At 44.7% G+C, this 8,070-nt stretch carries 10 protein-coding genes; 6 read left to right on the top strand and 4 right to left on the bottom strand.

Annotated elements, in window-relative coordinates:
- Nucleotides 1-62: 62 nt before the first annotated feature.
- The 3 genes from LC574_RS15735 to LC574_RS15725 all read left to right on the top strand — a co-directional run bounded on the left by LC574_RS15735 (nt 63) and on the right by LC574_RS15725 (nt 3,319).
- Nucleotides 63-2,264, top strand: a complete 2,202-nt coding sequence (locus LC574_RS15735) for an FAD/NAD(P)-binding protein (RefSeq protein WP_368736695.1) — start codon at nt 63-65, stop codon at nt 2,262-2,264.
- 131 nt (nt 2,265-2,395) lie between these two features.
- Nucleotides 2,396-2,671: a hypothetical protein gene (locus LC574_RS15730; protein ID WP_368736694.1), complete on the top strand. Its 276-nt coding sequence runs from the start codon at nt 2,396-2,398 to the stop codon at nt 2,669-2,671.
- A gap of 180 nt (nt 2,672-2,851) precedes the next feature.
- Nucleotides 2,852-3,319, top strand: coding sequence for an MFS transporter (locus LC574_RS15725; protein ID WP_229454382.1), 468 nt, complete (start codon nt 2,852-2,854; stop codon nt 3,317-3,319).
- Between the two features lie 13 nt (nt 3,320-3,332).
- On the opposite strand, the gene LC574_RS38035 is transcribed toward LC574_RS15725, so the two are convergent.
- The 3 genes from LC574_RS38035 to LC574_RS15715 all read right to left on the bottom strand — a co-directional run bounded on the left by LC574_RS38035 (nt 3,333) and on the right by LC574_RS15715 (nt 5,994).
- The gene (locus LC574_RS38035; protein WP_267871549.1) at nt 3,333-3,455 is read right to left on the bottom strand and encodes a hypothetical protein; all 123 of its coding nucleotides are present in this window, start codon (nt 3,453-3,455) and stop codon (nt 3,333-3,335) included.
- A gap of 28 nt (nt 3,456-3,483) precedes the next feature.
- Nucleotides 3,484-4,797, bottom strand: coding sequence for a TldD/PmbA family protein (locus LC574_RS15720; protein WP_229454381.1), 1,314 nt, complete (start codon nt 4,795-4,797; stop codon nt 3,484-3,486).
- Between the two features lie 336 nt (nt 4,798-5,133).
- On the bottom strand, nt 5,134-5,994 hold the full coding sequence (locus tag LC574_RS15715; protein WP_229454380.1) for a Tab2/Atab2 family RNA-binding protein: 861 nt from the start codon (nt 5,992-5,994) through the stop codon (nt 5,134-5,136).
- Nucleotides 5,995-6,075: 81 nt separating this feature from the next.
- Here LC574_RS15715 and LC574_RS15710 point away from each other — a divergent pair, with 81 nt between their 5' ends.
- The 3 genes from LC574_RS15710 (at nt 6,076) to LC574_RS15700 (ending at nt 7,113) form a co-directional block, all read left to right on the top strand.
- Nucleotides 6,076-6,243 (top strand): hypothetical protein, encoded by a 168-nt coding sequence (locus LC574_RS15710; protein WP_229454379.1) that lies wholly within the window; start codon nt 6,076-6,078, stop codon nt 6,241-6,243.
- Between the two features lie 181 nt (nt 6,244-6,424).
- Nucleotides 6,425-6,757: a DUF433 domain-containing protein gene (locus LC574_RS15705; RefSeq protein ID WP_229454378.1), complete on the top strand. Its 333-nt coding sequence runs from the start codon at nt 6,425-6,427 to the stop codon at nt 6,755-6,757.
- A complete protein-coding gene (locus tag LC574_RS15700) occupies nt 6,754-7,113 on the top strand; it encodes a DUF5615 family PIN-like protein (RefSeq protein WP_229454385.1) in 360 nt (119 codons plus the stop codon). The genes LC574_RS15705 and LC574_RS15700 overlap by 4 nt, the downstream gene beginning before the upstream one ends.
- Before the next feature lie 32 nt (nt 7,114-7,145).
- Here the strand turns inward: LC574_RS15700 and LC574_RS15695 are convergent, their stop codons facing one another.
- Complete coding sequence (locus LC574_RS15695) at nt 7,146-7,793, bottom strand: HAD family hydrolase (RefSeq protein WP_229454384.1); 648 nt, start codon at nt 7,791-7,793, stop codon at nt 7,146-7,148.
- Nucleotides 7,794-8,070: the final 277 nt, after the last annotated feature.

Below are 8,070 nucleotides of genomic sequence, written 5' to 3'. Positions count from 1 at the left end.
GGATGGCGCTTGGCCTCGGCGGCGACGAGCTCCGGGACATACTGCGAGAGCCAGTAGCGCTGGTGGGCCTGGGGGTCGAAAGTCAGGATGACAACCGGCCCGCGGCTGACGCGGCGCAGCTCCCGCATTGTCACTTGCTAAATGTATCGGCAGGCAACATGAGTGCATTTGCCCACGATCCAGGGCATTTGTTACGTTGGCTTCAGCACAACCGCGATGAGTTAACAGCATTTTTTTCAGAAGAAGTCAATGCCAGTACCTTCATACCTCGTAAGGTCTATGGTTTATACATTCAATCGGTTTTAGCAGAAGCAGAAGCCACAGCACCTAGTGATGTGCGACTAGAACGCTTGACCGATGAAGTGGTAGGGGTACAGCCTGAAGAAAAAGGCGCAATGATTTCTCTACGTAGTGGTCGCTGTTTTGCCGCAGACAGAGTTGTGCTGGCATTGGGGAACTCACCCTCTGCACCCCCCGCCATTCAAAACCCAAATAGTAATGATGAAAGTTATCTGCGGAATGCTTGGTCAGCTGATGCCCTAGCAGACCTTGATGCTGATGCACCTGTGTTGCTAATTGGTACGGGACTGACGATGGTGGATATGGTTTTATCTCTGGGCGATCGCCAACATCGGGGCAAAATTTATGCTGTGTCCCGACGAGGATTATTTCCCCTCAAACATCAAGCGGCTCAACCTTATCCCTGCTTCTTGACCCCAGAAAATTCACCAAAAAACGTGCGCGGTTGGTTACGTCGGCTGCGTGCCGAGGTGGAAATTGCTGCTACCCAAGGCTACGACTGGCGAGCAGTAATTGATTCTCTGCGTCCCATGATTCAAAAAATCTGGCAACAACTACCGACCGGGGAACAGCAACGTTTTTTGCGTCATCTTACACCCTATTGGGATGTGCATCGTCACCGCATTGCCCCAAGAGTGGCGGATGTTGTTACCCAAATGCTGGATTCTGCTCAACTCACCATTGCCGCCGGGCGGATTCGGGAATATCAAGCTTTGCCGGACGGTGTGACAGTGACCGTGTGCTGGCGCAAAACCCAAACTAATAATATCTTGCACGTCCGCCGGGTAGTGAATTGTACAGGGGTAGCAGCAGATTATCGCCGATCGCCTCATCCTCTGATTACTAATTTGCGATCGCAGGGTTTAATTCGCCCCAATGCCATCGGTTTAGGATTAGATACAGATACTCATGGTGCTTTATATGCAGCAGATGGTAACGTTTCGACGCTGTTTTATACCTTGGGAACTCCCCGTAAGGGCGACTTGTGGGAAACTATCGCTGTACCAGAATTACGGGGACAGGCGCAGGAATTATCTAAGGCGTTGTTGCAGTCGCTACCAGTGCGTGTGCGGACTATTGCGACAATGCCTTTGTTAAGCGTAAGCGATGTCTACGACGGGCTACGCCTACGCAGTGCAGAGTTACCCCAGTCAACTTTCCTATTTCGGCAATTTTTTGACCCTGAAACTAGTAGTTACACTTATTTAATTGCTGATAAGCAGACAGGAGATGCTGTTCTAGTTGATCCTGTATTAGAGCAAGTTGACCGCGATTTGCAATCATTAGATGAACTGGGATTAAAGCTACGCTACTGTCTAGAAACTCACCTTCATGCCGATCACATCACAGGGGCAGGTAAACTCAGGCAACAAACAGGCGCTGAAGTGCTCGTTCCTCAGAATACTGCTGTGACAAAAGCCGATCGCTCCCTTGTCGGTGGCGAAATCCTAGAGGTGGGATCGGTAATCATCGAAACGATTTTCACACCAGGTCACACCGCCAGTCACATAGCATATTTGGTGAACAAAAGCTATCTGTTAACTGGTGATGCCTTATTTATTCGTGGTTGTGGACGCACAGATTTTCAGGGAGGCGATCCTGGAACTTTATACGATGTGGTGACACAACGCTTATTCACCTTGCCAGATGATACCTTGGTATATCCTGCCCATGACTATAAAGGGCGGACTGTTTCTACCATTGGCGAAGAAAAGCGGTTTAATCCCAGATTTAGCGATCGCAGTCGTAGTCAATTCATTACCATCATGAATAATCTCAAATTGAGTTATCCCCAAAAGATGAATGCAGCTGTACCTGCGAATGAATACTGTGGTGATTTTATTCCTCAAGAAAGCTTAGACCAGACTACGAGTTCGGCAACAGATGAAGAGCAGAAACAAATAGAACTCACAGTCATGACTAATACAGAAATTTACAATGATTACTTTGCTATGTATATCTAGAGCAGGTGTGGAAGACTGAAAAGACTGAAGGTTTAAATTTAAACGCAGAGGGGCGCAGAGTTTAACGCAGAGAGACGCAAAGTTAGTTTAAGTTTATTCGCTACGAACTTAGGTAAAGCTGTACACTTTTTATAAAAATTTACCAGTTCCGCACTGGTACAGGTTTAAGTGCATCCCTGGATCGACTGGATGACCTCTGGCGAGAAATTCGCAATAGCCAAACACTAGATGATAGCCAAATTGTGCGATCGCGCGAAGCTGCGGCGATGGTTGCTACTGCTCGTTGGATGTACAACAGTGGTTTGCAACGTCAGGAAACCAGAGGAATGCACAAACGCGAGGATTACCCGCAACAAGATCCTAACCAACAATATCGACTGTTGAGTGGTGGGTTAGATAAGATTTAGGTCAAACCTGAGTCAGTAGTTGCGAAGCGGGAATTAATAACAGTGTGATTTTGGGGGATTGAGGAATTTCTCAACCAACACCTTTGGGGTAGGAAGAAATAGGACTGTTACCTCATTTCTTCCTGTTCCCTTGTAATTTGCACTTAGTTCATGAAATTATTAGCTAAATTTAGATTCAAATTGAATCTTGATCTACCTGCCTTTAGATCGCGTAATTATCGCCTCTACTTTGCTGGACAAGCCTTGTCTATGACGGGCAATTTCATGACACAAGTAGCGATTCTCTGGCTGATTTATCGATTGACTGATTCGGCTTTGCTGTTGGGATTGGCAGGGTTTTTTGGACAATTGCCAGTGTTTGTACTAGCTCCAATTTCAGGAATTTTAGCCGATCGCTATGACCGCTATCGCCTGTTGCTGCTATTTCAGGTTATAGGTATTTTTATATCTGTAACTCTGACAGTCATCACATTTTTGGGTTGGGCAAATTTTTGGACATTGCTGACTCTGAGTGCATTGTTAGGTTTTCTGAAGGGTTTAGATGTACCTGTACGTCAAGCATTTGTCAGTGATATGGTCAGCCGTGAACTGATGGGAAATGCGTTGGCGTTTACCGGATTGTCTAATACATGGATCTGGGGCTGTTAAGGCTAAAACAGAACTAAACAAGCTCCAAACTCTTACTGTATTTGCAAGTCTGACTTTTTAGACTGACTCGAGGTGTATCAAACGCCATTTTATATACTTCTAAGTCTTCATGACTTTTAATTGGTTCTTTTTCCATTCCCCCTACCCCCTGCCCCTTGCCCAATTCAATTATTTCTCCCCGTCGTGGATAGTCCTTCTACTATTAGAGATGGAGTATAACAAGAACCATTCCAATCAGCATCATTACCTAGTTTAACCAATTGCTTAAGGGCAGTGTAGACATTACCTGCAACCATCGTATCCTTAATGCGCCCAATTACTTGACCATTTTGGACGCGGTAGCCTAAATCAACGTTGATTGAAAAATCTCCAGAAATACTGCCGCCACCACCCAGCATTTGATCCACAATTATGCCATCATCCAGTTCTTGAATTAAATCTGGTAGTGATGCTGAACCTGGCTGGATCAAAAAATTAAACAAACCAGGGGTGGGATAGCTACCTAAACCAGGGCGAAAACCATTTCCAGTTGTGTCAGTACCCAGTTGGCGGCCGGTGGTGCGATCGCCATAAAAATGCTGTAAAATTCCGTTTTGGATAAATACTAAAAATTGAGTAGGAGTGCCTTCATCATCAAAAGGGCAACTATAAGGGCCGGCTTCTGGATCTTGATAGAGGGTGAGACTGGGTGCAACTACTGCCTTACCTAAACGTTCTGCCCAAGGGGAAGCTACTTCTAAAACTCGCTTGCCATTCAAAGCTTCTTGCACAGTACCCCAAAGCATATCAGCTGCTTTAGAAGTGAACAAAATCGGGACGCGACCATTAGGAGATGAGACATTTTCTCTGGCCCAAATTAACCGTTGTAAAATTTGGTTAGCTAATATTTCCGGGTGGAGTTCACCCCGCTTAGTTTGGCCATCGGAAACACTTAAAAAATCATCACCACGCACCCATTCAGCTGATATATAGCAATTGAGGGTAGTATCAGTATAGTAACAATCTAAACCTTTAGTGTTGACTATTCTGGTAGTTTCAACATCACATTCCCAGTCACCATTGCAAACAACATCGGGATAGGCATCGCGGATGAGTGCGATCGCTTCTTTGCCCCAGTCTACCAAAACCTCTATCGGCACACTTTCCCCTAAATCTGGGTAGGAAGGCTGAGAGTTAAAGCCTAATTCTACTGTTTCTGGTAGATTCAGTTGACTTAGAGCCAGAGCTTTTTCCACCATTACTTCGGCTAGGACAGAACCGTAAGCCACCGTCAGTCCCGGACGCCCGTTTCGCCAAAGTCGTAGTGCTGTGCCTTCAGATTGGTTAGTTTCTAGCTGTTTGAGTCGGTTTGCCTCAAAAAACACTGGACGAGAAAGCGATCGCGACTGATACACCTCAGCAGCTTCTGCTCCAGATTTAATAGCTAGTTCCAGCAGCTGTTCTGCTAGTGTATCTTGTGACAAATTTTCAGAACCCATGACCCTTAGTGCAATTGTGGATTTTGAACCGCATATCAACGCTGTCTCTTAAAAGTGCGATCGTCAAAAACCGACAATCAAACTTTCTACGTGATGGACGCAGATAACCATCCAAAAATCATCAGCATGTTTCGGCAATTGTCATTTAGAACCGCAGATCAACGCTGATGGACGCAGTTAATTATCCCAAATCATTGCCATGTCTCAACTAGTCATTAGTCATTAGTCATTAGTCATTAGTCATTAGTCATTAGTCACTTAGTTTTCTCCCCTGCTCCCCCTGCCTCCCCAATCCCCAATCCCCAATCCCCACTCCCCACTCCCCACTCCCCATTTTCAAAGATTCACCTCTTGCAACAGCCAAAAACCAGCAAAAGCTTGTGCTTTTGGATCAGACTGTACACCGATAAAATGCACTCCGTTAGCTTTTTGCTTGGCTTCTTCAAAACCTTTGGCTTCTGCTAAAAGTTGAGGTTTTTTGATATTTGCCACAATCCAGCTTTCAGTTACACCAGTTTCTAAAAGCAATCTCCCCTCTTCGCTGGTATCAAATCTTAAGAAAGCCAAATCCAAACCAGACATCCAGCCTGCCAAAGGCAACGCTCTCGGTGAGAAAATCAATATACCAGGAATACGGGCTTCGGGTGAAACTTTCACCAACTCTAGGGGGAAAGCTTCACCAAAGCCAATTTCCCACTCTGGCATTTCTGCTAAATCCGCAGCATTTAAGGTAACAAATACCCACTGCTGTCCTTCCAATGCATCTGGTAAACGTTGCGGCAAAGGTTTTTCCAAGCGGACTGAGGGATTAGCCCCCCCTTGATACCCTGCCTCTTGAGGATACACTTTCTCCATGCGCTGTTCTAACCAATGGTTGAGAACCAAAGTACGGCGGCTAGGCTGGGCGGGAATGCCCAAGTCTTGGCAGGCTTTAGTAATCATGTTGTTCATTTGGCGGCGGAAAAAGCGGATTTTAATTGGTGCTTTTCCAGCTTGGTTAATAGCTTCCTGCAATGCTGTCCGCAACCAGCCCGAATTTACCTGGGTACTGGGACAATATTGAGCATAGCGAAACAAAGAATCTACTTTTGTACTGATATCCAAGGGGCTTTCGCAGACTAAGACTTCCCAAACTTTTTTCTGATTATCGTCCAAAATCGGACGGGAGTAAAAATCGATTTCCCAAATACTGCCCATGTTTTGCGGTAAAAATCTGGCTGTTATGTTTTCTTGATATTTTGATCATACGAGTGTTGGGGCAGCATGGAGAATAAGGGAGTGGGGAGTGGGGACTGGGGGACAAGGGGGATGAATGAGTCTTTGAGGTGGATTAATGAGTCTTTGAGGTGGATTAATGAGTCTTTGAGGTGGATTAATGAGTCTTTGAACTTAATATTTCAAGTTCTAACTCTTCCCCATCTCCGTTATCCCTCAGCGTTTGAGTAGAACATAGGAAGTTTTTGGAGTCAGAGGTTTTGCGATGACTAGGGAATTCATCAAGCGATCGCTCTTGAAAGGGTTTATTGTCTCCATAACATAAATACAAAGTATGTCAAAATAATTCGTAATTATAAAACTCAATTACAAATTACGAATTAATCCTAAAAGACCCTATATAGGTAGATCAATGCAACTAGAAGATTATTTTGAGTTTTTAGACCCAGATGATATCCGTATCAAAGGCCATCGCATTGGTATTGATAATGTGATTCAATATTACTTGCAAGGATATTCACCAGAGCAAATTATAGAGGAATTACCTTCCCTGAATTTGGAGAAAATTTACGCGACGCTTACCTACTATCTGCATAATCGTGTTGAAATAGATGCTTATATGTTGCGGCTAGCAAAGTGGCGAGAACAGCGCTATCAAGAATCATCAGCTAATCCTTCACCTTTGATGCAGCGTTTAAGAGCATTAAAGGCGCAACGTGAGCAGGAGTTGCTAAACTCTTGGTGAAGGTACGTTTTCTCCTTGATGAAAATTTGTCGCCCAAGCTGAAGACATCTGTTTTGCGCCTCAATCCAGCAATAGATATTCTGCGCGTAGGCGATGCCGAAGCACCGCCATTAGGTACGCTTGACCCAGATATCTTGCGCTACCTGGAATTATCCCAACGAATATTGGTTACAGACAACCGCAAAAGTATGCCCGAACATCTAGAAGAACACTGGGGAGATGGAGGACATATTTGGGGACTAGTTTGGTTGCGTTCTAGTGGGAACCTCAGTATTTGGGCAGAAACAATTTATTTGATTTGGGAAGCGACTGAGGTAGAAGAGTGGATTGATAGATTGGATTGGATTCCACTTTAAAAATTTGGCGTTGCTGAATTGAAAGTATCCCCTCATTTTCCACGGTTGATCCAAACGCCTCTGAGTCCAGCTGCTTTAGCTCCGTGATAGTCTTCTACAATGCTATCGCCAATATGCCATGCTGCCTCTGGGGAACATTTATGTTTGTCTAAGGCAATGGCAAAAATTTGAGGATCGGGTTTAGCTGCACGTACCTGGGTAGAAATGGTGACGGAGGAAAAAAACTCTCTCAATCCCAAACTTTGCAATACTGAGTAAATCCGAGAATCAAAATTGGACAGCACCCCCAAGGTAACTCCCAACCGCCGCCAGTTGATTAAAGCTGGTAAAACATCGGGATAGACAAACCACGGTTCGCCAGTGCCAAAGTGGATGTAAAGTTCGCTAAAAAAAGCCGAAAAGTCAGAAAATTCCTTGAGAACACCTGCACTATCAAAAGTGTTCAGGGCAATTATCCGCCACCAATCAAACTCGCGCTGGGGAATATCTTGCAATTCTGCATCTGGAAATATCGGCGGCGGCGCTGCTTTAAAACTTTTGATGAAGGCTGTATTCAATGTTTCGGCTGAAACTGTAACGCCAAATTCCTGGGCTATCTGACTATAAACTTTGCCCACACTACCTTTGACATCAAAGAGTGTACCCACAGCATCTAAAAAAATAACTTTCGGTTGTTCCATCAAAGTTTGATTGAATTGGGGAGTGGGGAGTGGGGAGTGGGGAGTGGGAAGAATCACTAATGACAAATGACTAATGACTAATGACTAATGACCAATCTTACAGCTATTTTCAGGTAAATAGACCACGCGGTAGGGGTTTAGCAATGCTAAACCCCTACAACAGATGTGGTTCAAATACATGAAAACTGCTGTAAATTAGTTAATATAAATAGTCAATATATCAGGACTTACGCAAAAACTCTCTGCAACTTTTATTCCTTCTCCTGTCGGAGACGCC

This window comes from Nostoc sp. CHAB 5715, assembly GCF_020829685.1.
Taxonomy (GTDB): Bacteria; Cyanobacteriota; Cyanobacteriia; order Cyanobacteriales; family Nostocaceae; genus Nostoc.
The sequence above is the reverse complement of the archived record's forward strand: the minus strand, read 5'-3'. Positions and strand labels throughout refer to the sequence as shown.

Coding starts and splice junctions, on each gene's coding strand:
- LC574_RS15695 (WP_229454384.1), bottom strand. CDS start 7,793: ATGGAACAACCGAAAGTTATTTTTTTAGATGCTGTGGGTACACTCTTT.
- LC574_RS15705 (WP_229454378.1), top strand. CDS start 6,425: ATGCAACTAGAAGATTATTTTGAGTTTTTAGACCCAGATGATATCCGT.
- LC574_RS38035 (WP_267871549.1), bottom strand. CDS start 3,455: ATGGAAAAAGAACCAATTAAAAGTCATGAAGACTTAGAAGTATATAAA.
- LC574_RS15715 (WP_229454380.1), bottom strand. CDS start 5,994: ATGGGCAGTATTTGGGAAATCGATTTTTACTCCCGTCCGATTTTGGAC.
- LC574_RS15720 (WP_229454381.1), bottom strand. CDS start 4,797: ATGGGTTCTGAAAATTTGTCACAAGATACACTAGCAGAACAGCTGCTG.